Below are 1,070 nucleotides of genomic sequence, written 5' to 3'. Positions count from 1 at the left end.
CCCACATTCTCCAAGTAAGTCGCTGATTTCGCTGTCGTAATCGTGATATTTCGCATATAAATCATGGCGTTGACGGCTGCGAGGGGCGCGTTTCATGGATCACCTGGAGGGTGCGGGCTTGGCGCGGGGAGATCGGGTTGATTTCGACCGCCGTGTGCGTCTGGAGTTCCGTGGTGCGCAGATCAGTTCAGACGGTGGCCTGCTGGTGATGCGCGAGCTTGATGACGTGCTCGGCCTGTCCAATCTGGCGTCGGAGGCGCTGCGAGACAGCCGCACCGGGAAGAACACGCTCCATCGGCTTGACGGATTGTTCCGGCAATCGGTGTTCGGACGACTGGCCGGATACGAGGATGTGAACGATGCCGACCGCTTGGCCCTCGATCCCGTGATGCGTCAGGTCGTTGGCGGCAGGGCCGTCGAGGCGCAAGCTGCTTCGGCATCGCAGATGGGACGGTTCGAGACCGAGACGCTGGCTCTGGCCGCGAACCGGGCGGCGCTGGCCGATCTGAACGGCCAATGGATCGACCGGTTTCATGACCGCAACGGGTTGAAATACATCGTGCTGGACATGGACAGCTCGGTCAGCCCCACCCACGGCGATCAGGAAGGTGCTGCCTGGAACGGGCATTTCGACTGCACCTGCTATCACCCCATCTTCTTGTTCAACCAGTTTGGCATGCTGGAGCGCTGCGCCCTGCGTAACGGCAATGTCCACAGCGCCGATGGCTGGCGGGATGTCCTTGATCCCGTCATTGCCCGATATGCTGGCCGCGACCTTGGTGGACGCTTCTTCCGGGCCGACGCTGCCTACGCGATCCCCGCGATCTATATGCGGCTGGAAGAAGCCAGGTTCTTCTACGCCATCCGTCTGCCCGCCAACGCCGTCTTGCGCGAGAAGATCGCGCATCGGCTGACACGGCCCGTGGGACGGCCTTCGCTGACCAAGGTCAAACGGTTCTTCGAGGACTTCGAGTATCAGGCGGCGTCCTGGGACAAGCCGCGCCGCGTCATCGCCAAGATCGAATGGCATCCGGGCGAGCTGTTCCCCAAAGTCGGCTTCATCGTCACCA

1 protein-coding gene is annotated in these 1,070 nt (G+C 62.0%); it reads left to right on the top strand.

What is annotated here, in order from left to right; translation table 11 throughout:
* Positions 1–94: 94 nt before the first annotated feature.
* Positions 95–1,070 (top strand): IS1380-like element ISPme1 family transposase (locus ET21_RS0117650; protein ID WP_030540702.1); only part of this gene is annotated, 976 nt, incomplete at its 3' end.

Origin of the sequence: Sphingobium sp. DC-2 (assembly GCF_000722555.1) — a bacterium.
Lineage (GTDB): Bacteria > Pseudomonadota > Alphaproteobacteria > Sphingomonadales > Sphingomonadaceae > Sphingobium > Sphingobium quisquiliarum.
This window is presented reverse-complemented; position numbering and strand designations above follow the sequence as displayed.